Source organism: Borreliella japonica (genome assembly GCF_030438115.2).
Classification (GTDB): Bacteria; Spirochaetota; Spirochaetia; order Borreliales; family Borreliaceae; genus Borreliella; species Borreliella japonica.
The window spans coordinates 219318-241175 of sequence record NZ_CP124062.1 but is presented as its reverse complement, the minus strand read 5'-3'; the positions used below and the strand labels follow the sequence as shown (position 1 = coordinate 241175).

Here is a 21858-nt window from a genome sequence, read left to right as displayed (position 1 = left end):
TCAAAAATTTAATTCGTAGAGGAAAATATGGATAAAAAAAATGTTGGATTTGATTTAGAAAGTGAAATGAGGCGGTTGGATATTTCTAAAGAGTTTAAGATTGAAGATAATTTTAAAAAAAAAGTGGTTAAAGTTGTTGCTAAAAAGGATTCTGCATCTAATGTGGTAAAATCTGTAGATTTAAGTAGTGCAAAGGATTCAAACGGTGTAGTATTTTCTGAATTTGATTATGATGTTCCTGCTTCAGGTTTAGAAAATAATATTAAAACTTTAGAGCAAAGTAATATCATAAAGTTTTTTAACGGTAAAGATTATGTAGAGATTGAAAAACTTTATGACAAGCCAATTACAGAGGTTAGAAAAATTGTTGAAGGTCTTGGGACCAATCATACTATTGCTGTAACAATGAAAAAAACCGAATTAATATTTTTATTGGTAAAAATATTAAGTGAGAATAATATTGATGTTTTATTTACAGGTGTGCTTGATGTGCTTAGTGATGGTTATGGGTTTTTGAGAACTGCATCAAATTCTTATCTTTCAGGAGGTAATGATGTTTATGTTTCTCCTTCTCAGATTAGACTTTTTAATTTAAGGACAGGTGATATTTTATATGGCCAAATTAGATCACCTAGAGATGGGGAGAGATTTTTTGCCATGGTTAAAATTAAATCTATTAATAATCAAGATCCTACGTTTGCTCAAAACAGAATACCTTTTGATAATTTAACTCCTCTTTATCCTAATATTAAGTTAAATCTTGAATATGAAAATTGCAATATTTCTACAAGGCTTATTAATCTTTTTTCACCTATAGGTAAAGGACAAAGGGCTTTAATAGTTTCTCCTCCAAAAGCGGGGAAGACTACCTTGCTTCAAAAAATAGCCAATGCAATAACTACTAATTATTCGGATGTTATTTTGATGATATTGCTTATTGATGAGAGACCAGAAGAAGTTACGGATATGATTCGTAGTGTTAAAGGTGAAGTGATAGCATCTAATTTTGATGAGCAGGCTAGTAGGCATGTCCAGGTAGCAGAGATGGTTATCGAAAAGGCAAAAAGGCTTGTTGAGAACAAAAAAGATGTTGTTATTTTGCTTGATTCTATTACAAGGCTTGCAAGGGCATATAATCAAACTATGCCAACTTCTGGTAAAATTTTATCGGGCGGAGTAGATTCTAATGCTCTACATAAGCCAAAGAGATTTTTTGGATCTGCTAGAAATATTGAGGAGGGAGGAAGTCTAACTATTATAGCTACTGCTTTGGTAGATACTGGGAGTAAAATGGATGAAGTTATTTTTGAAGAATTTAAAAGTACTGGTAATATGGAATTAATTCTTGATAGAAGCTTGGCAGATAGAAGACTTTTCCCTGCTATTAATATTAAAAAGTCGGGCACGAGAAAAGAAGAGCTCTTGCTCAGTGAAGAGGAGCGTTCTAAAATTTTACTTATTAGAAGAATACTCAGTGGTGTTGATGATTATGAGGGAGTTGAAGTTTTGATAGAAAAGATGAAAAAAAGCAAAAATAATGAGATCTTTTTAAAGACAATGAGCAATGGTAATTAAATAAATTGACATTATTTCTAATGTCAATTAAACTTTACTGAAGGTTAAGAGGAGGGTTTTATGAGAAAAGGTGTACATCCTAAAAGTAATTTAGTGGTATTTAAAGACGGATCAAATGGAGCAATGTTTTTAACCAGGTCTACTTTGAACTCAAAAGAAACTATTAAGTATGTTGATGGAAATGAATATCCATTGATTACTGTAGAGATTACAAGCAAATCACATCCTTTTTATACAGGTCAACAAAAGTTTGTTGATGCAGCGGGAAGAATTGATAAATTTAATAAAAGGTATAAAAAGATCTGAAAATTAGGTCTTTTTATATGAAATTTTGAGAAAATATTAATAAATTTTTTTTACATTATATTCTTTCCCCATTAATTTTTCCAGTTTGTTTTTTTCTTCTTCATATGTTTGATTATTTACCAAAGATACAATGCTATTGTGTTGTCTAATTTGTTTTAGAATCTTTTCGGATATGTCTTTAATATCTTGAGGCGTAATTGTAAAGTAGGCATTTCGAATGTCTTGTCTTAAACTATCGCTAATATTTAACATTTTTCTTCTATAACTTTGCAAGGCTTCTGTAGCTTTAGTTTTTACATAGATGTTGGTTCCTATTAAACCTATCAAATAGGTATAAATCTCTTCATTTGTCATTTTATTATTAGCCAATTCTTCCAAAGAGTTTTCAAAAGCTTGGTAAGTTTTGATGAAATTGGGGTCTCTGTAGGATGCAAAAGAAAAAATTCCGTTAGCGATCGATGCGCTTGCTCCGTATGCACCACCTATTACTCTTATTTTTTCCCAAAAAATTCCACTTCTTAATATATGCTCTAAAAAATTTGCTTTTGGATAATTTTCATCGTTGATTTTGTAACTAGGGAAACATATGGCATTGAAAGCTACTTTTGATTGGATAATTATTATTTCTTTTAATGCTTTGTTGTTTGTTTCAATATTTAGCAATCCATCGTAATAATTATTCTCTTCCAGGCTTTCTTTTAGATTAAACAATTCATTTTCCAAATTTTTAAGAATATCGTCAGTGTTTCCTATTATTAGTGCAGATAGATTGTTTTTTAAAATTATTTTATTTTTTAGATTGTCTAATTTATTTGCGATTTCTTTTAAAGACTCTGTATCGGTTTTTACTTTTTGCCAAAATTCTCTACCCGTTATTCCATTTTGTAATTCTTTTAAATATTCATTTAATTTTAACTTCGATTTGGACCTTAATATTGCTAAAAGATGACCTTTGGGGATTAATAAGGATTTAAAATCGTTTTTCAAGCTTAGTGTTATTTCTTTTAATCTCTCACAATCATAGAAATTGATGTTAGTTAAAATTTCTTTGATCAGTTCAAATGATTCTTTAACTTTATGGTTAAAAGATTTAAAGCTAATATTAAATGAATTTAAAATGTTTCCATTAATATCCTCATCGTAACTCTCAGATATATTTATTTGTCCCAAAGTATTTTGAATTTTATTGTTAATATCTATGTAAGAATAGTTTTTTGTAGATAAATCTTGAAGAGCTCTTTTAAATAAAGATAGATATATATAATCTTCTTTTTCTAAAAAATTTAGTTTAAAAAATAAGTTTACATTAAAAATATTGTTATTCTTAAATTTAAAAGAATGCAGATTTAGTTCTTTTACTTCATTAAGATCTAGACTTTTTTCTATTTGTTTTGGCAAATCTTCTATTTTTAGTAAAGGAAGTTTTGCTATATCTGCTTTGGAGTCTTTTTTATTTTGGTATTTTTTAAACTGGTTAAAGTCTTTTTTAAATTGTATAAATTTTTCTGGATTTTGTTTAATTTTAATTTCCTTTTCCATTAATTTTTTTTCAATTTCTTCTTCCATTTCTTTTTCTGTATCATGCGATGGAATAAAGCTTATTAATGTATAATGATTGTTAAATATTAGATATTTTTCGATTAAATTTTCGAAGTAATAAATTCCTTTTTCCAGTTTATTTGTAATTTCATTTATATAGTAGCTTGTTTGTAATGTTTTGATTGGATGCATGCCATTTAACCATCCTTTAAAACTTTTTATCATTAAAGCGATGGGAAGATTTTGTCCTTTTTCTTCTTTTAGAGTGAATTCGTAACCAAAAAGAATTCCTTTTATTAACTCTTTTGGAATTTTGTTTTTTACTAAATTTTTAAGTTCGTTGAAAATTAAATTTTTAAATTCTTTTTCCTTTTTTTCAACAACATTTTGAAGTCCAAACGAAAAAACGGATTCTTTTAAATCTGTATTTATTCCGCTAACATGGGCTATATCTTCGCCAATCCCGCTTTTTAAGATATTGATTGTGAATGAGCAAGAATCATCTAAGAGTATTTCTGAGAGAATTTCAAGACCAATGCTATCTTCAATATTGTTAATTTCCGTGCAAAGCCAATTTATTGTGTATACCCCAAGAGCATTATCGTTTTCTTTAGGAATTTTGTATGTTAATTTTTTCCCTTTTTCCCATCTTTTAACGTTTTCTATATTAATATTAACATTGCTTTTTTCTTTTTTATAAGGCCTTATTATGTATTTTTCAATGAAATTTAGATTTTTTTCAGTCTGAATGTTGCCGCATAAAAATATTTTGCAGTTTTCAAGTGTATAATATTTTTTATAAAAATCTAAAAAACTTTCATAGGTGAGATCAATAATATTTGTTGGGATTCCACCCGAATCGTATTTATATGATCCCTCTTCAAAAAGAGAACTACTTGCTATTTCGTTGATTAGGGAATTTTTATTTGAGTAGCTGCCTTTCATTTCATTGAAGACAATTCCAGATACTTTAAAATCTTTTGGGTTTATATTGTATCCTTCTTGCATAAATGATTCTTTTTTAAGTAACGGGTGAAATATAGAATCGGCATAGATATTAAATAAATTAAAATAGTCTTTTTCAATTGTTGATGCTGCTGGATAGATGGTTTTGTCCGGAAATGTCATTGCATTTAAAAATGTGTTTAGACTTCCCTTTAGTAGGTAAAGAAATGGATCTTTTATTTTATATTTGTTAGAACCACAAAAAATTGTATGTTCTAAAACATGTGCAACTCCGGTATTGTTTGAAGGTATTGTCTTGAAAGCTATGCAAAATGCATTTTCTTTAAAAGAATCACTTTTTAAGTGAAATATTTCAAGGCCACTGTCGTGTTTAAAATAAGATCCTTCCGCATCATATTCTTCTAAATAAGTTTTTGAAATTAGTTTAAAGATTTTTTTCTTTTTCATTTATGGCTTTAATCCTTATTTTACAAATTGTGCTATTTCGCTTGCATTAAATTCAAATATGTTTTGAAGTTCCTCTGTGTCGTCTAGTTTAAATGTGTATTCAGGAAATTTAATAATAATTTTTTTGTTTTCAAAGTAAATTGCTGCTTGCTGTAAATCAAATAGTAATTCGTTAGGTAAAATTTTTTCTTTAATTTTTTTTGTAAAAAATGGGAATGCTTCATCTGTTTTAATTATGTCGTCAATATTATGAACATAGTTTCCTTTATCTTGAATGTAATAGCTTCTGTAATTTGTAATAGGACTGCTATTGATTTCTTGAGTTGCAATAAGTATTATTGTGTAGGTATTGTATCCATGGTGAATTTCATAGTCTATTTTCAAGCTGAATTTTTTATCCTCAGGTTTAAGCTCTTTACTAACAATGTCAAGTCTTGCTACAATTTGGTTTACATATTCATTAAGCTCAGTATTTAATTCTTCAAGATTTCCTTGTTCCTTTCCTTCAATTATTAATTTAGGTATTCTAATATTGTATTCATAAAATTTTGATTCTTCTTTTGAACTCATTGAAGTTATTATTAAAGAATTCATTTTGTTACTATTTGAGTCAATATCTTTGAAATTGATTTTGGTTAATTTTTTTGTACATCCGTTAAAAATCATTAATGTAAATATTAACACAAAAGTTGCTTTTGTTGTTTTTGAATTTAGCATACGATGATTTCTCCCTGCAATATTTATTTTAATCCTGCTATAAGATATTATATAATAACCTTGATATGAATTAGTATTATTTGTAATTTTGTTTGAAAATTTTACTTAAGACATATCTTAGGAGATAAGATGCTTGATCTGAAATTTATTAGAGATAATCTTGATCTTGTTAAGAGAAGTATTAAAGCAAGAGGCCTTGTTTTAGATGTTGATAAGTTAATTTATCTTGATGATAAGAGAAAAAAAATAATTACTAAAATTGGTGAGCTTAATGCAAAAAGAAATGTCAATTCTTCTAAAATGCGAGAAAATCCTGATAAGGTTTTAAAGATCTCTTTAATAGAAACTGGAAAGATTTTAAAAAAACAGATTACTAATCTAGAAGAAGAGCTTGAGAGATTGTCTTTTGATTTTGACCTTGAAAATAAGCGAGTGCCTAATATTTTATCATCTGACGTGCCTATTGGTAATAGTGAGGAAGATAATTTTGAGATAAAAAAAGTTGGAGTTGTTCCAAAGTTTGATTTTAAGCCAAAAGATCATTTAGAGCTTGGCAGAGATTTAGATCTTCTAGATTTTGACAGAGCACGTGAAGTTAGTGGGAGTAAATTTTATTATCTTAAAAATGAAGCAGTGTTTTTAGAAATTGCTCTGATTAATTTCTCTTTGAATAAATTAAGAGAAAAAGGTTTTGATGTTTTTATTACTCCTGATGTTGCAAGAGAGTATATAGTTGATGGAATTGGTTTTAATCCTCGTGGCAATGAAAGCAATATTTATAAGATCGAAGGTACAGATAAATATCTTGTAGGCACTTCTGAGATTACGCTTGGTGGTTATTATTATAATAAAATAATAGATCTCACTTTGCCAATAAAAATGGCAGGATTTTCACATTGTTTTCGAAAAGAAGCTGGAACATACGGACAACTTTCAAAAGGTCTTTATAGAGTTCATCAGTTTAGCAAGGTAGAGATGTTTTGTTTTTGTAAAGCGGAAGAATCGCATGTTATTCATGACGAATTTTTGAACATTCAAGAGCAAATTTTTACTGAGCTTGAGATTCCTTATAGGGTTTTAAATATTTGTTCTTTTGATCTTGGTTCGCCAGCTTATAAAAAATATGATATTGAAGCATGGATGCCCGGAAGAGATGGTAAAGGTAGGTATGGAGAGGTTACCTCAACGTCAAATTGTACAGATTATCAATCAAGAAGGCTTAAGATTAGATATAAAGATAAAGATGGACAAAATAAATTCGCACACATGGTAAATGGAACAGCAATAGCTACAACAAGAGCTATTATTTCCATACTTGAAAACTTTCAGGATGAAAGCGGGGGAGTTAAAATTCCCAAAAGTTTGGTTAAGTATACAGGTTTTGACCACATTCCTTTTAAGAATTAGAATCTAGTGTTTTTTCTGGTAATGTTTCTATAGCTTTTAGCAATATTTCATGTTTTTTTAAGGTTTTTGGGAACGGTGCTGTTAAATTTTGTCTAAATTTTTTAGATCCTTTTTTGGAAAATGTTATTCCCATAAGATTTTTGAATAATACATTTATTGACAAATAATTTTCGTATTCTTTAATATATTCTACCATTTGCATCAATATTTCTTTTCTTGTAAGAATTTTATCAGTTTCTTTTAAAAATTCTCTTGAGGCGTTTGCAATAAAGTATGGATTTTCAAACGCACTTCTTCCAATCATGACAGAATCAACAATGGATAAGTGTTTTTTAATTTGTTCTGAGTTGCTGATTCCTCCGTTTGTCTCAATAAACAAATTTTTATTCTCTTTTTTGAGATTATATACAAATTCATGTCTTAATTTTGGTATATTTCTATTATTTTTAGGGGAAAATCCTTTTAATATTGCAACCCTTGCATGTACAATAAAATTCTTGATACCAAAATCTGAGATTATTTTGACAAAGCTTTTTAACTCAGAGTAATTTTCATTTTTATAATCACTAGGTGAAAGCCTTATGCCCAATCTATGTTTAATTGAAATAGGTTTATTTGTGTTTTCTTTCATTATTTTTAAAATTTCACCTACTTGATTGGCATTGCTCATTAGACAGGCTCCACAACTTGCATTTTGGATTTTTAGAGATGGACATCCGACATTAAGGTTGTATTCATCAAAATTGAAGTGTTTTTCAAGAATCTGAATGGCCCTAAGAGCATCATTTTTAGAGTTTGTTGCTATTTGAATTGCAATTGGAGAATCTAAGGGCGTTTGTTTTACAAGTTTTTTTACATCACCCATGATTATTGACTTTGCAGAAACCATTGGAGTATATAATGTAACTTTTTTTGATAAAAGTCTTATAAAATATCTGAAATGCTCGTCTGTGATGTTTACCATTGGAGCTATTGATATTTTTCGATTTATTAACATTACTTAATATGTTAGAATAAACGAGCTAATTTAACAATTGTTTGTTTTTGTTTTTAGGAGGAATTGTTATATGTTAGGAAGAAAAGATTTATTTTTTTACTACTTTTTCTAGCATTGTCAATTATAATTTATTATGGAAAAAACGTTAACATCAAGAATGGTAATTATATTTCAGAGGGCATAAGCTAAAAAAGAAATCCTTTTAACATTTTCGAGTTGGAATTTACAATATGATTTGAATGGTAGTACGGTTGATGACAACATTAAAGCGAATAGTTTAAATTTATCTAAGATTGAAATTATCTAAGTTTAAAAACTTTTTTATTAAATGCGGGTTTAATGAAGACTATTCATATAAAAATGGGATTTATGAATTTTAATTAGGAGAGTTATAAAAAACTTTCATTATATAGGTAGAGTATGTATGTTTATTTAATTGTCAATACAATTGATGTTAGGAAAATAAAAGCAGTAGAAAAAAATATTATTGAGCTTTATAATCAAGGTTTGTTGATTGTAAATGATGGAGGCTCAAGATATTATTTTTATAAAATTAATCATATAAAGTCTGAAATGCTGGCTGATTCAATCAGAAATGTAGAATTAACAGTTTTGGAATTTGCAAAACATTTTGGTTTCAAATCAGGTAAAATTAAGAATGCAGATCAAGAATATTTTGAATTTTTTTTAGTTGATAAAAGCTTTGGTAATCAAAAGCTTTTATCTTCAAAAAAGATTAAGGCTTGTTGCAATTATTTCTTATTATTTAGATTAATATGTATTAAAGGAAATTGAATGGAGTTTTTATATTCTGATGAAGAGAATTATTTAAAAAATAGATTTTTTGATTTTTTTAATATGAATATAGATAAAGATAAGTATACAAGTATTGGAATTTGTGGTGGTCGAAGTATAGTCACTTTTTTAAGTGTTTTTTTTAAAGAAAATTTTTCTTTAAAAAGATCACATTTTTTTTTAGTCGATGAACGTTGTGTTCCGTTGAATGATGAGAATAGCAATTATAATTTTTTAAACAAAAATTTTTTTTCCAAAATGGTTGATAAAAATTTAATAAGTGTTTCCAAATTTCATACTTTTGTTTATAACGAAATAGATGAAACCACAGCTATTCATGAGTATAATATTGAATTTAATTCTAGGTTTAATATTTTTGATTTTATTTTAGTTTCTGTTGGTGAGGATGGACATATCGCATCTCTTTTCCCTTCAAGAAAGCTGTTGTTTTCAGATGTAGAAGGTTATCAGTATGAATACAATTCTCCTAAATTTCCTAGTAAAAGAATAAGCTTGACGCCAAAATCTTTGTTTAATTCAAAAGCGGTTGTTTTGCTATTTATGGGAGTTGATAAAAAGCGTGCTTTAGAGAATTTTTTAGGTTTTAATAGTTCTATTAATGAATGTCCAGCTAAACTTCTCAAAGAGCATCCCAATTTATTAGTTCTTACAAACATCAAAAGAGATGAAAGTTATGCAGGATCCTAGGCTTTCTAAGTATAAAAATACTAAAAATTTAAGTAAAAAAACTGTTGAACAAATTGATACTTTGAGTTTAAATAAAAACTTTTCCGATTCAGAGATTCAAGGCTCTATGCTTAGATCTTGGATAAGTCTTATTAAGGGTAATAAGACCAAATCACCTATTGAGCCTAAATCTAATAATATTAATGATTTAAAGCCAGGGTTTATTCGCAAAGAGAGCAAGGTTACAAAGATTGCAAAATATTTTTTAGCTATTGGACTTGAAAAATCTGCAAAGATTATGTCTGAGCTTGATGATTCGGATATAATCTTAATTACTAGAGAAATTTCAAAGATTAGTTATATTGCTCCAGAAGAAAAAGAACACATTGTTAAAGAATTTGAAGAGTTGCTGAGGAATGAAAAAAGGTATGTTAAGGTTGATGACAACTTTGCTTACGAATTATTAAATAAAACATTAGGAAAGTCTAAAGCAAAATCAATTTATAAAAAAGTTACTGGCAATGATATTTTTATTCCTTTTGACTATTTCTCTCAAATTGAGCATGAACAACTTTGGGCATTAATTAAAGATGAGAATATTAAGACGCTTGTCATATTATATAATTATTTAAATAAAGATCAGAAAAAGTATGTTTTTTCAATGCTAGGGGAAGAAGATAGAAGAGAATTTGTAAAAGATCTTGCTAGACCAAGGCAATTGAGCATGGAGACAATAGAGGCAATTTCAAATAAGCTTAAGGATAGATTTAAGATGCAAGGAAGACTTAAGACAGATAAACTTGATGGATCTAAGATACTTGTTGATATTTTAAGCTATATGGATTCCAATGAAGAGAAAAATCTTCTTAATAAGATTAATATTCAGGATTTAAATCCTGTTGTAGACAGTGAAATTCGAGAAAAAATATTTGATATCAATGTAATATTGAGAATCATGGATAATGACCTTTATAATATTTTAAGAGAGTTTACAGACAAAGAGATTGCAATTATTATTAAAGATAAAAGCGATGAGGTTAGAGATAAAATGCTTTCAAATGTCTCAAAAAGGCGTAAAGAAATTATTTTAGATGAAGAAGCTTTTTTGGGAAAAATAAGTAAAAAAGATTTAAAAACCATGACACTATCTTTTATTAATTATATTAAAAATTTAACTTTAAAAGGCGATTTAGTAATATATAGAAAAAATGAGGAATTTGTTTAATGACACTTGACAAGTTGCGTAAAAAATATATTGATTTTTTTAAATCAAAAAAACATTTTGAAATAATGGGCAAATCATTGATTCCTGAAAATGATTCTACAGTTCTTTTCAATACAGCCGGAATGCAGCCCCTTACTCCTTATCTTCTTGGAGAAGTACATCCATCAGGAGATATGCTTGTTAATGTTCAAAAATGCTTAAGAACAGGCGACATTGATGAGGTTGGAGATTTGAGTCATTTAACTTTTTTTGAAATGCTTGGAAATTGGTCTCTTGGAGCTTATTTTAAAGAGTATTCTGTAAAGTGTAGTTTTGAATTTTTGACGTCTTCTGATTATTTAAATATTCCCAAAGACAGTCTTTACGTGAGCGTATTTGAAGGCGATCAAGAGATCCCTCGTGATACAGAGACGGCTAAAGTTTGGGAAAGCTTGGGCATTCCCAAAGATAGAATATATTATCTTTCTAGGAATCATAATTTTTGGGGGCCTGTTGGATCTAAAGGGCCTTGTGGACCAGATACTGAAATATATGTGGATACTGGAAAGACTAAGTGCTCTCTTGGCTGTGATATCACGTGTTCTTGTGGTAAGTATTTTGAAATTTGGAATAATGTTTTTATGCAATACAATAAAGATGAAAATGGTAATTACGTAGAATTGGATCGAAAATGTGTCGATACGGGAATGGGGCTTGAGAGAACAATTGCTTTCTTACAGGGTAAATCTTCAGTTTATGATACAGATGCATTTATTCCTATAATAAGAAAAATAGAATTTATTTCTGGTAAAATTTATGGACAAAAAGAAAATGACGATAGATATATTAGAATAATTTCTGATCATGTTAAAGCGGCTTGCTTTATTCTTGCTGATAGTTCTGTTGTTTTTCCCTCCAATTTGGGTCAAGGGTATGTTTTAAGAAGGCTAATAAGGCGATCGATTAGATATGCAAAAAAGCTTGGAATAAAATCCCATTTTTTAGCTGATCTTGTTGATTCTGTAGAGACCATTTATGGATCTTTTTATAATGAGTTGATAGAAAAAAAAGATTTTATCAAAAAAGAATTGATCACAGAAGAAGAAAAGTTTTTTAAAACCTTATTTCAAGGTGAGCAAGAATTTATTAAAGTAACACGAAATTTATCTTCTAAGACTATTCCTGGCGATATTGCTTTTAAGCTTTACGATACTTATGGTTTTCCATATGAAGTAACAGAAGAGCTTGCTTTTGAATATGGCTTTAATATTGATAAGTTGGGTTTTAATGAGCATTTTAAAAAGCATCAAAAGACTTCAAAGAAAGGGGGTGACAAAGTCTTTAAAGGAGGGCTTGCTGATTATACTTATGAGACTACCAAGTTACATACAGCGACTCATTTGCTTCATAAGGCGCTTCAATTAGTATTAGGTGATCATGTTAGGCAAAAAGGAAGCAATATCACTGCTGAGCGATTAAGGTTTGATTTTGTGCATTTTAAAAAGATGACAGATGATGAGATAAAAAAAGTTGAAGAGATTGTTAATTTACAGATAAAAAATTCTTTATCTGTAAAAAAATCTATAATGGAATTAAGTGAAGCTCGAGAAAAAGGTGCCATGGCTCTTTTTGGAGAGAAATATGATAATTTAGTGAGCGTTTATGAGATAGATGGATTTTCACTTGAAGTGTGTGGAGGTCCTCATGTAGAGAATACCAATGAACTTGGTACTTTTAAAATACAAAAAGAACAATCCTCATCTTCGGGTATAAGAAGGATAAAAGCTATTTTGATTGATGAGTAAAATTGTTTATTATTTGTTGATTTATTTTAATAGGAGGTTTTATGATAAAATCAATTTTGGATTATTTATTGACTTTGCATCCTGTATTATTAGGACTTTTGGGTTCTACTTTTACTTGGTTTACTACAGCTTTTGGAGCAGGAGCAGTTTTTTTCTTTAGAAAGGTAGATAATAAAATAATGGACGCTATGCTTGGTTTCTCTGCTGGTATTATGATAGCGGCCAGTTTTTTTTCGCTTATTCAACCGGCTATAGAAAGAGCTGAAGAGCTTGGATATATTACCTGGATGCCAGCTGTTTTTGGATTTCTTGTTGGAGCATTTTTTATATACATTGTAGATGTATTTATTCCAGATCTCGATAAACTTACTTTTATTGATGAAGATTTAACTAAACACGGTAAAAAAGATTTTCTACTCTTTACTGCCGTTACTTTGCATAATTTTCCAGAAGGATTAGCTGTTGGAGTTGCTTTTGGAGCCTTGGCGTCTAATCCAGATATTCAAACTTTAGTTGGGGCTATGCTTCTTACGCTAGGTATTGGCATTCAAAATATCCCTGAAGGAGCTGCTATTTCTCTACCTTTAAGAAGAGGTAATGTTGCTTTGGCAAAATGCTTTAATTATGGCCAAATGTCAGGATTAGTGGAAATTGTAGGGGGGCTCATGGGTGCTTATGCAGTTTATTCTTTTACCCGAATTTTACCTTTTGCTTTAGCTTTCTCAGCAGGAGCCATGATTTATGTCTCCATTGAACAATTAATACCTGAAGCTAAGAGAAAAGATATTGACAATAAAGTGCCAAGCATATTTGGTGTTATTGGTTTTACATTAATGATGTTTCTTGATGTTTCATTAGGTTGAAATTACCCAAATTTTCCACTGATATATTCTTCAGTTTTGGTACTTTTGGGATTAAAGAATAGTTCGTCAGTTGGACTTTCTTCTTCAATGCATCCATTAAGGAAAAATGCGGTTCTATCAGATATTCTTCCGGCTTGTTGCATGTTATGGGTTACAATGATTATTGTGTAACTTTCTTTTAAATTTATTATTAGCTCTTCAATCTTACCTGTTGATATTGGATCGAGTGCAGAGGTAGGTTCATCCATTAGTATTACATTTGGCTGTATTGCAAGAGTTCTTGCAATACAGAGTCTTTGTTGTTGACCTCCTGACAAACTTAATGCATTTGTATTAAGTTTGTCTTTGACCTCGTCCCAGAGTGCAGATTTTTTTAGCGATTGTTCTACTATTTCATCTAGTTTTTTTTTATCTTTTGTTCCATGAATTTTTGGTCCGTAGCTTATATTGTCGTAGATAGACATTAAAAATGGGTTGGGAGTTTGGAATACCATTCCTATTTTTCTTCTAAGTTCCAGGATATCGAAATTATTTGAATAAATGTTTTTCCCCTCATATATTACATTGCCTTCTATTTTAACGCCTTCAACAAGGTCATTCATTCTGTTGAGAGTTCTTAAGAATGTTGATTTGCCGCATCCAGATGGACCTATTAAAGCGGTAATACTATTTTTTAGTATTTTAATATTTATTTCGTTTAGAGCCTTAAAGTCTGTATAAAATAGATTTAGATTTTCTGTTTCTATTATAATTTCATTTTTTGGTTTATCTTTTTCCTTTACCACTTATTTAATCCTATATAATTTGTTTATTAAAAATTTTGATGTTAAATTTATTATGAGTACCATTATTACAAGTATTGAAGCTGTTCCAAATCCTTTATCCAGGTGTCCTTCTTGAAATAACATCAGTAAGTGTACGGTTAATGTTCTTGATGGTTCATTTAAATTTGTTGCAAGTCCTAAGTTTGTTCCCATTGTAAAAAGTAGCACAGCTGTTTCTCCCAAGGCTCTTCCTATTGCAAGAACTATTCCTGTTAGTATTCCAGGAATAGCTGCTGGAACCATAATTTTAATGATAGTTTCTGTTTTGTTTGCTCCTAAGGCAAATGAAGCATATTTGTATGATTTTGGGATTGTTTTAAATGTTTCTTCGGTTGTTTTAACAATCATTGGCAATATCATTAAAGAGCTCGTTATTGCTCCTGAGAGTATTCCCATTCCAAAAATTGGCACAAAAAATATCAGTCCAAAAAGTCCAAAAATTATTGCAGGAATTGAAGACAGAATGTCAACACTCATAGATAGTATTTTGTAAAATATTTTGTTAGAAGTGTACTCGGCAAGCATTATGCCAGTTCCTATTCCAATGCATATTGAAATAGCAGTTGTTAGCAATATTACATAAAAAGTATTTAAGATTAAGTAAGAAATTCCGCCATATGCACCAGAATCTCTTGGAGTAGATAATATGAAATTTAAATTTAAGGGACTACTTTTGTCAAAGTAATGCATTTTAATAAAGGGTGCTTCAATATTTTGAAAATAATGCCAAGGTACAATTGCTAGTGCGCCTTCTGTTTTTTCTATAGTTTGTATTATTTTTTCTTTTTGATCAGTATATTCTATTATTTTTAATTTAATATCCTTTGATATTAAATTAATCCATTTTTCTTTGCCTTCAATAAGTTTTTCAACCTCGTCAACACCCAGTGTATTGATTATTTCATTTTCATTTTTTGTTAAAGTTTTTTTATTTATTAGGACAGACATAGTTTTTATTTTTAAAGCTTTAATATTAGGATATAACTTTAAATCTAGGGACTCGAATTCTTCTTTTGTTAAATAACTTACAGAGCCTATTGTGCTGTTTATGGTTTGAAGTATTTTTTTTGTAGATGGTTCGAATTTTATGTATCTTTTATTAAATACATTGTTTTTGATTAGTGCTCTTAAAATAGCTTTGTTAGATGTGATGTTAAGTGAATTGACAATAGGTATAATATCGATTCCTTGATCTGAAATACTCCCCCAGTGTGAAATTTTATTATTATATATGTTGTAAATGTCTTTTGTTGAGATTTTATCTACATTGATATTTTTGTTAACGATAAAAGCAATTTGTATTTCTTTGTCGTCTTCTGTTTTAAATGGCACAAAGTTTTGAGTTTTGCTTAAAAATAAAGTTTGTTTTTTTTTAAAATAAAACAAGGAGTTGTACAATATATATGCTATTAGAAAAATTAATAGCGCTGTTAAAAAATATGCAATAAGGTTAATTATAAAGAAATAGAACTTGTTGATCAATTTGTTTATTTGAGTTTTGGTCACTTTTTCTTTAACCTTTTATTTGAAGATAGTATGAAATTTTTGAGTAAATTTGTAATTATTGAAAATAGTAATAACACCAGGGCTGTAGAGAATAGAGCTTCTCTGTGGGTACCTGAGGCGTATCCCATGTCCATAGCAATATTTACAGTTAGTGTTCTAATCGGAGAAAATACATTTTTTATAAAAAGAGGAGAGCCCCCTCCTACCATTAATACTGCCACTGTTTCTCCAATAGCTCTTCCTATTGCTAATATTGTTCCTGCTAAAATGCCTCGACTAGCTGATGGTATTGTTATCTTATATATTGTTTGCCAGTCTGTTGCTGCTAATGCAAGAGATGCAAATTTATATGATTTAGGAACGGCTTTAAGTGATGAATAGCAGACGCTAATTATTGTGGGAACTATCATTATACTTAATATAAGTGATGAGCTTATTAAATTGTATCCCAAATTGTCTTCTCTTTGAAAAATGTTTTTTACTAAGGCGGCAATAAATGTGCTTCCAAAAAATCCGTAAACCACACTAGGAATTCCTGCCAAAAGCTCTATTACTGTTTGTAAAAATTGTCTGTAAAATCCTTTTGCTTTTTCAAGTAAATATATTGCAAATCCCAATCCAATCGGTAAAGCGATTAAAATAGAAAAAAGTGTAGTTAAAAAAGAATTAATAATGAATGCTAAGATTCCATAAGATTTTTGTAGGCTATTAGTAGGATCCCAATTTGTGCTAAATAAAAAGTTGAAAATTTTAATTTTATTAGTAATAAATGGCGTTATTCCAGTTTTTAATATAAACGCACCTAAAAACACTATTGATAAGGAACTGATTATTGCAGATATAAGAATAAAAGATTTGAAAATAATTCCAACTATCTTTCTTTTTGTCTTTAAGCCTAGATGCATTTTTTAAAAGAATCCCTTAAAGCTCATGTTAGTGTTAAATTGTATTACTTGACTTGATGTTAAGTCAAGTAATCTTTTATTTAATTTAATTTGTTTTTATCCCCAAAAAACCTTGTTCTTCAACGATATCTTGTCCAGTTGAGCTTGTCATAAAATCAATAAATTGAGTTACGCTTTTATCTTCGTATTTGTTATTTGTAACTATTATTAAATTTCTTTTAATGGTGTATTTATTGCTATTTATTGTTTCTTTTGTAGGGTATGTTCTGTTGACTGAAAGTATATTTAACCCTTTTTCTATTGAATTTTTTGCGTATCCAAGGCCTATATACCCTATTGAGTTTGGAGTAAGGCTTGTTTTTTCAATTACCTCACCATTGGATTTTACTACTATTCCGTCTTGTCTGAATTGAGATTCTTCGTGAGTTTTAAATATTTTATTAAGAAGTAGATCTTTTATAGACGAATAAGAACCTGATGAGGAATCTCGATTAATAAAGTTGATTTTAGCATCAGGGCCTCCCACTTGTTTCCAATTTTGAATTTTTCCATTTAGTATTTTAGCTAGATTTTCTTCTGTAATATTTGTAATTTTTATTTCGGGACTTGTGATGAAAATTAAAGCATCATAAGCAAATACGGTTTCTTTTGCTCCCTGTTCAATTTCCTCTTTTGTTAAATCTCTTGATGATATGGCTATTTTATATATTCTGTTGAATAGCCCGTTTATGCCAACACTACTTCCTTGTGCATCGTATGTTACTTTAGCATTGCTGTTTATTTTATTATATTTTAAAATCATTTCGTCTAGTATTGGGCTTACAGTTGTAGATCCCCCAATTGATACAATTTGTTCATTGTCTTGATTTTTACAGTTGTATAATAAACTTGTTGATAGCATAAAAATTAAGATAATAATTTTTCTCATCAAGTAAACTCCTTTGTTTAAGTATATAATAGCATTAATTTAAAATAAGTCAATTATAAATTAACTTTATTGATTAAGTTATAATTGGGTAATAATAGTAAATATTTAAATTTTTTGGTATAAATTAACTACTAGATTTGTATGTTAAGTTTTGCGAGGTATTTAAATGGCGTTAGTGAGATCTAGTGAGATTGAAAAAGGTTCTTTTTTACTTATCAAAGGAGCCCCCCATATTGTTCTTGAAAGAGAATTTTCAAAAACGGGTAGGGGAGGGGCAATAGTAAGGTTAAAGCTTAAGAACTTAAAAAGCAAATTTATCATTAGAGAAACTTTAAAAGGAGCAGATACTGCAGAAGCGATTGAAATTTATGAGGTTGGTGCCCAGTATTTATACAAAGATAAAGACGTTTTGGTTTTTATGGATTTAGAAACTTATGATCAAGTTAGTTTGGACTTAAAAGAAAGTGCTAATTTCCAAGATAAGGTACCTTTTTTGCAGGAGTCGGAAATCTATTCTCTTGTGATGTTTGACAATGTGGTTATTGATATTAAGTTGGCCCCAAAGATTGCTTTTGAAGTTGTAGAGGTTGAAGCAGCTGTTAAAGGTGACACTGTAACAAATGTAATGAAAAATATTACTCTTAATACAGGGCTTGTAATAAAAGCTCCGCTTTTTATTAACGTTGGAGATAAAGTTTTGGTTAATTCTGAAACCAAAGAGTATGCAGAGCGGATTAAAAGTTAAATTAATATTATTTTTTTGTTGTGTTGTTTGTTCTTGCGAAGTAAATTATCCAGAGATAAAAGAACTTGATTATAAGGTAAATTATTATTTTACTGAGAATCGTTTAGATTATTTTATGAGTTTTGATTTTGCAATTAAAGTTCTAAATCCAAAAGATGTTTTTAAACTATCAATAGAAAATAAGAACACCAGTGAGTTTATTCAGGTGGTTAATAACGATTATAGCTCTTTTTTTATTGATTCTAGTCTTGGTAAGGATATTTTGTATTGCAGGGATTTGAGGTTTAATTTTTTTGATGAAACTTTTGAAGACTTTATATCATCTGTTCGTATTTTTGATAAGGGTATGAGGGTGTATAGTAAAGAGCTTGTTGTTTCTTTAGGTATGTCAAAATATGATTTAGATGATGTTCATAATTATGTATATAAGTCTAAAGACATTGCAATGTTAAATAAGTTGAGCAATTCTAAAGTATTTTTTGTTAAAACTCTTAAAGATAAGCTATATCCAGTCTCTTCAGTTGTTGGAATTGATTCAATGGATGCTCTAGAGATCGATGAAACATTGGACAATTATATAAGTTTTTATTATATCGAAAAAAATTCAAATCTTTTTTTTAAAGTCAATTAAAAAAAGATCAAATTGGGCCCACCAGGACTTGAACCTGGGACCTACCGATTATGAGTCGGGTGCTCTAACCAACTGAGCTATGGGCCCTTAGCTTTAATTATTATATTTATTTTTTATTCATTGTCAAGTTCATTTTGAATAACTTCTATTTTAGAAGTTAATGTATCTAATTTGTTATTAATTTTATCTTTTTCCTTCGTTAGGACTTGTATTTTTTGTTGAATGGTTTTTATTTCTTCCTGTTTTGCTATTTTTATTAAATCATTACTTAAGTTTAATATTTTATGGTTTGTTTTTTCTATTTTTTGGATTATTGAGCAGATTGCATTGGTTTTATTTGTTATTTTATCTTTTTTTGTTGTTTCAATAAATTCTTCAGCAATTTTTTTTAGAATATTTTCTTTGTTTTTTATAATAACATTGATTTCGGTTTTTATTTGACTCTTTTTGTATATTTTTTCTTTTTTGCTTGTATGTATTATTTGTTTTATTTCTTCTTTTTTGCTTTTTACATTTGTTTTGATTTCATTTATTATTTTAAATTCTTTAATAATTAGATTGCTTAATTTTTTATTTAATGAAAATTCGTTTATTATGCTTTCAAAATTTTCAGAAAGGCAATATATTATGAATACTTGTTTTTCTAATTCTTTTGATATTTTACATACATTTACCATATTTATAATGTTGTTTATTGATGAGTTTACTTTAAGCATTATTCTTTGTAAAGAATTTTTTGTTTTATTATCATTTGATAATTCTATTTTTTTATATTTTTCAAGTTTCAATTTAGAAAAATTCATGTTGTATTTTGATATTAATTCTAGGTTTTGAGGATAAATTTTGATTATTGTGTTAGCAATTTCTTTAAGGTTTTTTTTATACGACTTGCTAACAGATTTATATTCTGTTTTAAGAATATAAATCTGTTTGTTTAAATTTTTTAATATGTTTTCATTTTCTTCTGATTTGCTTAAATTGCTTTTCATTTGGTACAATTCTTTTTCTGCTAATTTTAGATTAGGATAGTGGCTTAAATTTTTTAATTCTACTGTATTATTATTTTTTAATATTTTCCCAAGCTCAATTAAACTTTTTTCTTTTTCTAGCTTTAGTAAGCTGATTTCGGATTTGATTTTTTTTATCATTAGAACTCTGGTTTTATTTTATGCTCTGTCAACTTTTTTTTCAAGCTCAAATTTAGATATTTTGTAATAAATTTTTCGTCCATGAGGGCAATGTTTGATTTCTAGTTTAAAAAATTCATTTATTAAAAATTTGCTAAATTCAATGCTTAATATGTCATTTGTTTTAACAGCTTTTCTACATGCAATAGTTGCATATAGATCAGATTCAAGAGAATTTATTGTTCTACTTCTTCTTGATTGAAAAAAATGAATAAGAGTGTTTTCATATTGACTGCAAATATTAGGAATAGATTCGAGTTGATATTTTTTAGAGTCTATTTTGGAGATTATGATGTCCAATTTTTTATATTCTTCGATTTCACTGTCTACAATTTCTTCTATGTTTTTATCAACTATTGTGAATTCAATTGGTATTAGAAGCTTTTGAATAGTTTTTTTTGAATTTCTAAGTTTTTCATATATTATTTTTTCGTGAACTGCGTGTTGGTCTATGAAGTAAATTTCATTTACTTTTTCAACGATCAAAAATTCAGAGAATATTTGACCGATATAGTTAAATTTTATGTCTTCTTTTTCATTTTTGGTTGGCGGTTTTTCAAATTCTAAAAAGTTGTCAGAGAAAATGTTTGCAATGTTTTCCTTAAGTGATGGTCTATTTTGTATAATTGAGTTATATTTTCTAAGGCCAATGTCGTTTTGTAGTATGTCTTTGTTTAGTTCGTTTACATTATTTTCTGTTTCTAAATTTTTGTTTTGTGGCATATCATATGTGTTAGTTTTATTAAAGTTTTCTGGTTGGTTTATAATTTCTATTAAATGATCGTCATCTGTTAATTGTCTTTTTATTATTATGTCTTTGTAGCTATTATCTATGTTTTTATCGAAAAAATTATTAATATTGTCAGAGATTAGTTTAAATAAAAATGGAAGATTGTAAAATCTTACTTCTTTTTTTTGAGGGTGAACATTAAAGTCAATATATTCAGGGTTTATTTCTAGAAATAAATAACATATTGGGAAGTTGCCAGGGGAAAGTATTCTATTGTGCCCATTAGTTATTGCTTCTAAGAGATCTTTTTGATCGATAGGTCTTCTATTGACAAATGTTTTAATATATCTTTTACTTTTTTTAGAAAAATTATCTGGTGCTAAAAATATTTCTATTTTTATATTTTCATGTTCTTTTTTTAAGACTTTAAATTTATTATTTTCTATTACATTTCCATATACATTTTGCACTCTATCAATTAACGATTCTTTAAAGTAAATTTTTCTTAGTTTTTGATTCAAATTAATTTCGAAATTGATTTCTGGGTGGGTTATTATTTTTTCTTCTAAAACTTTTAGACACATTTTTGTTTCAATAGGTTCTTGCTTTAAGAACCTTTTTCTTGCTGGAAAGTTGTGAAATATTTTTGTAACATCTACTATTGTTCCGGTTATGGTAGGTTGTTTTTTAAAGCATTTTTCGATTCCATTTTCTACTTCTATTTGATAGCTTTCATTGCCAGTTGTTGAGCTTGTTATTGAAATGTTGGAGCAAATTGCAATACTAGAGAGAGCCTCTCCTCTAAATCCTAGAGTTTCTATTTTTCTCAAATCCTCTTCTGAGGATATTTTTGAAGTAGTGTGTGGTAGATAGCATATTTTTAAATCTTCTTTACTTATTCCGCTTCCATTGTCTATTATTAAGATTTTTTGAATTCCTCCTTCTTCAAGAAAGACCTCAATTTTAGTAGCTCCAGAATCTATTGAATTGTCTAATAATTCCCTTAATATTGAACATGGTCTGTCTATTGATTCTCCTGCTGCTATTTTTTGAACCAAGTATTTATCTAAGAATCTTATTTTGTTCATTGAAAT

Annotated in this window: 18 protein-coding genes, 1 tRNA gene and 1 pseudogene; 10 read left to right on the top strand and 10 right to left on the bottom strand. The window is 28.4% G+C overall.

What is annotated here, in order from left to right; all coding sequences use genetic code 11:
- Positions 1 to 264: 264 nt before the first annotated feature.
- Positions 265 to 1575: pseudogene (gene rho, locus QIA21_RS01750) on the top strand (transcription termination factor Rho); the annotation flags it as partial.
- A gap of 60 nt (positions 1576 to 1635) precedes the next feature.
- On the top strand, positions 1636 to 1881 hold the full coding sequence (locus QIA21_RS01745; protein WP_091972731.1) for a type B 50S ribosomal protein L31: 246 nt from the start codon (positions 1636 to 1638) through the stop codon (positions 1879 to 1881).
- A 36-nt stretch (positions 1882 to 1917) separates the two neighbouring features.
- Here the strand turns inward: QIA21_RS01745 and QIA21_RS01740 are convergent, their stop codons facing one another.
- Positions 1918 to 4833 (bottom strand): insulinase family protein, encoded by a 2916-nt coding sequence (locus QIA21_RS01740; protein ID WP_301392908.1) that lies wholly within the window; start codon positions 4831 to 4833, stop codon positions 1918 to 1920.
- 15 nt (positions 4834 to 4848) lie between these two features.
- Entirely contained in the window at positions 4849 to 5550 is a 702-nt protein-coding gene (locus QIA21_RS01735; RefSeq protein WP_301392907.1) for a hypothetical protein, read from the bottom strand.
- A 129-nt stretch (positions 5551 to 5679) separates the two neighbouring features.
- On the opposite strand from QIA21_RS01735, the gene serS reads away from it, so the two are divergent.
- Positions 5680 to 6957, top strand: coding sequence for a serine--tRNA ligase (serS, locus tag QIA21_RS01730; RefSeq protein WP_301392906.1), 1278 nt, complete (start codon positions 5680 to 5682; stop codon positions 6955 to 6957).
- Here the strand turns inward: serS and dusA are convergent.
- Positions 6947 to 7954 (bottom strand): tRNA dihydrouridine(20/20a) synthase DusA, encoded by a 1008-nt coding sequence (dusA, locus tag QIA21_RS01725; RefSeq protein ID WP_301392905.1) that lies wholly within the window; start codon positions 7952 to 7954, stop codon positions 6947 to 6949. The two genes, serS and dusA, sit on opposite strands and share 11 nt — an antisense overlap.
- A gap of 420 nt (positions 7955 to 8374) precedes the next feature.
- Here dusA and QIA21_RS01720 point away from each other — a divergent pair, with 420 nt between their 5' ends.
- Genes QIA21_RS01720 through QIA21_RS01700 form a run of 5 tightly spaced genes read left to right on the top strand, consistent with a single transcriptional unit; the run spans position 8375 to position 13308 of the window.
- Complete coding sequence (locus QIA21_RS01720; RefSeq protein WP_301392904.1) at positions 8375 to 8749, top strand: SIMPL domain-containing protein; 375 nt, start codon at positions 8375 to 8377, stop codon at positions 8747 to 8749.
- The gene (locus QIA21_RS01715) at positions 8750 to 9457 is read left to right on the top strand and encodes a 6-phosphogluconolactonase (RefSeq protein WP_091972741.1); all 708 of its coding nucleotides are present in this window, start codon (positions 8750 to 8752) and stop codon (positions 9455 to 9457) included.
- Entirely contained in the window at positions 9444 to 10661 is a 1218-nt protein-coding gene (locus QIA21_RS01710) for a flagellar motor switch protein FliG (protein WP_301392903.1), read from the top strand. Before QIA21_RS01715 ends, QIA21_RS01710 begins: the two co-directional genes overlap by 14 nt.
- Positions 10661 to 12445, top strand: a complete 1785-nt coding sequence (locus tag QIA21_RS01705; protein WP_301392902.1) for an alanine--tRNA ligase — start codon at positions 10661 to 10663, stop codon at positions 12443 to 12445. Before QIA21_RS01710 ends, QIA21_RS01705 begins: the two co-directional genes overlap by 1 nt.
- A 41-nt stretch (positions 12446 to 12486) precedes the next feature.
- On the top strand, positions 12487 to 13308 hold the full coding sequence (locus QIA21_RS01700; RefSeq protein WP_091972747.1) for a ZIP family metal transporter: 822 nt from the start codon (positions 12487 to 12489) through the stop codon (positions 13306 to 13308).
- Between the two features lie 2 nt (positions 13309 to 13310).
- Here QIA21_RS01700 and pstB read toward each other — a convergent pair whose 3' ends face one another.
- The 4 genes from pstB to QIA21_RS01680 all read right to left on the bottom strand — a co-directional run bounded on the left by pstB (position 13311) and on the right by QIA21_RS01680 (position 17471).
- The gene (gene pstB / locus QIA21_RS01695; protein WP_091972749.1) at positions 13311 to 14093 is read right to left on the bottom strand and encodes a phosphate ABC transporter ATP-binding protein PstB; all 783 of its coding nucleotides are present in this window, start codon (positions 14091 to 14093) and stop codon (positions 13311 to 13313) included.
- Complete coding sequence (gene pstA, locus QIA21_RS01690) at positions 14094 to 15530, bottom strand: phosphate ABC transporter permease PstA (RefSeq protein WP_301392901.1); 1437 nt, start codon at positions 15528 to 15530, stop codon at positions 14094 to 14096.
- A 104-nt stretch (positions 15531 to 15634) separates the two neighbouring features.
- On the bottom strand, positions 15635 to 16543 hold the full coding sequence (gene pstC, locus QIA21_RS01685; protein ID WP_301392900.1) for a phosphate ABC transporter permease subunit PstC: 909 nt from the start codon (positions 16541 to 16543) through the stop codon (positions 15635 to 15637).
- A gap of 85 nt (positions 16544 to 16628) precedes the next feature.
- A complete protein-coding gene (locus tag QIA21_RS01680) occupies positions 16629 to 17471 on the bottom strand; it encodes a phosphate ABC transporter substrate-binding protein (RefSeq protein ID WP_091972752.1) in 843 nt (280 codons plus the stop codon).
- A 166-nt stretch (positions 17472 to 17637) separates the two neighbouring features.
- On the opposite strand from QIA21_RS01680, the gene efp reads away from it, so the two are divergent.
- Both efp and QIA21_RS01670 read left to right on the top strand, forming a co-directional pair.
- Positions 17638 to 18216 carry an elongation factor P gene (gene efp, locus QIA21_RS01675; RefSeq protein WP_301392899.1) on the top strand — a complete coding sequence of 193 codons (579 nt, stop codon included), beginning with the start codon at positions 17638 to 17640 and terminating at the stop codon, positions 18214 to 18216.
- Positions 18194 to 18847: a hypothetical protein gene (locus QIA21_RS01670; RefSeq protein WP_301392898.1), complete on the top strand. Its 654-nt coding sequence runs from the start codon at positions 18194 to 18196 to the stop codon at positions 18845 to 18847. Before efp ends, QIA21_RS01670 begins: the two co-directional genes overlap by 23 nt.
- A 13-nt stretch (positions 18848 to 18860) precedes the next feature.
- Here the strand turns inward: QIA21_RS01670 and QIA21_RS01665 are convergent.
- The 3 genes from QIA21_RS01665 to mutL all read right to left on the bottom strand — a co-directional run bounded on the left by QIA21_RS01665 (position 18861) and on the right by mutL (position 21852).
- Positions 18861 to 18934 (bottom strand) — tRNA-Ile (locus tag QIA21_RS01665).
- A 26-nt stretch (positions 18935 to 18960) separates the two neighbouring features.
- The gene (locus tag QIA21_RS01660) at positions 18961 to 19995 is read right to left on the bottom strand and encodes a hypothetical protein (protein WP_301392897.1); all 1035 of its coding nucleotides are present in this window, start codon (positions 19993 to 19995) and stop codon (positions 18961 to 18963) included.
- Between the two features lie 18 nt (positions 19996 to 20013).
- Positions 20014 to 21852, bottom strand: coding sequence for a DNA mismatch repair endonuclease MutL (mutL, locus tag QIA21_RS01655; RefSeq protein ID WP_301392896.1), 1839 nt, complete (start codon positions 21850 to 21852; stop codon positions 20014 to 20016).
- Between the last annotated feature and the right edge of the window lie 6 nt (positions 21853 to 21858).

What these genes read in the sequence shown, in the direction of transcription:
- QIA21_RS01745 (WP_091972731.1), top strand. Translation starts at nt 1,636, where the DNA reads ATGAGAAAAGGTGTACATCCTAAAAGTAATTTAGTGGTATTTAAAGAC.
- QIA21_RS01740 (WP_301392908.1), bottom strand. Translation starts at nt 4,833, where the DNA reads ATGAAAAAGAAAAAAATCTTTAAACTAATTTCAAAAACTTATTTAGAA.
- QIA21_RS01735 (WP_301392907.1), bottom strand. Translation starts at nt 5,550, where the DNA reads ATGCTAAATTCAAAAACAACAAAAGCAACTTTTGTGTTAATATTTACA.
- serS (WP_301392906.1), top strand. Translation starts at nt 5,680, where the DNA reads ATGCTTGATCTGAAATTTATTAGAGATAATCTTGATCTTGTTAAGAGA.
- dusA (WP_301392905.1), bottom strand. Translation starts at nt 7,954, where the DNA reads ATGTTAATAAATCGAAAAATATCAATAGCTCCAATGGTAAACATCACA.
- QIA21_RS01720 (WP_301392904.1), top strand. Translation starts at nt 8,375, where the DNA reads ATGTATGTTTATTTAATTGTCAATACAATTGATGTTAGGAAAATAAAA.
- QIA21_RS01715 (WP_091972741.1), top strand. Translation starts at nt 8,750, where the DNA reads ATGGAGTTTTTATATTCTGATGAAGAGAATTATTTAAAAAATAGATTT.
- QIA21_RS01710 (WP_301392903.1), top strand. Translation starts at nt 9,444, where the DNA reads ATGCAGGATCCTAGGCTTTCTAAGTATAAAAATACTAAAAATTTAAGT.
- QIA21_RS01705 (WP_301392902.1), top strand. Translation starts at nt 10,661, where the DNA reads ATGACACTTGACAAGTTGCGTAAAAAATATATTGATTTTTTTAAATCA.
- QIA21_RS01700 (WP_091972747.1), top strand. Translation starts at nt 12,487, where the DNA reads ATGATAAAATCAATTTTGGATTATTTATTGACTTTGCATCCTGTATTA.
- pstC (WP_301392900.1), bottom strand. Translation starts at nt 16,543, where the DNA reads ATGCATCTAGGCTTAAAGACAAAAAGAAAGATAGTTGGAATTATTTTC.
- QIA21_RS01680 (WP_091972752.1), bottom strand. Translation starts at nt 17,471, where the DNA reads ATGAGAAAAATTATTATCTTAATTTTTATGCTATCAACAAGTTTATTA.
- efp (WP_301392899.1), top strand. Translation starts at nt 17,638, where the DNA reads ATGGCGTTAGTGAGATCTAGTGAGATTGAAAAAGGTTCTTTTTTACTT.
- QIA21_RS01670 (WP_301392898.1), top strand. Translation starts at nt 18,194, where the DNA reads ATGCAGAGCGGATTAAAAGTTAAATTAATATTATTTTTTTGTTGTGTT.
- QIA21_RS01660 (WP_301392897.1), bottom strand. Translation starts at nt 19,995, where the DNA reads ATGATAAAAAAAATCAAATCCGAAATCAGCTTACTAAAGCTAGAAAAA.
- mutL (WP_301392896.1), bottom strand. Translation starts at nt 21,852, where the DNA reads ATGAACAAAATAAGATTCTTAGATAAATACTTGGTTCAAAAAATAGCA.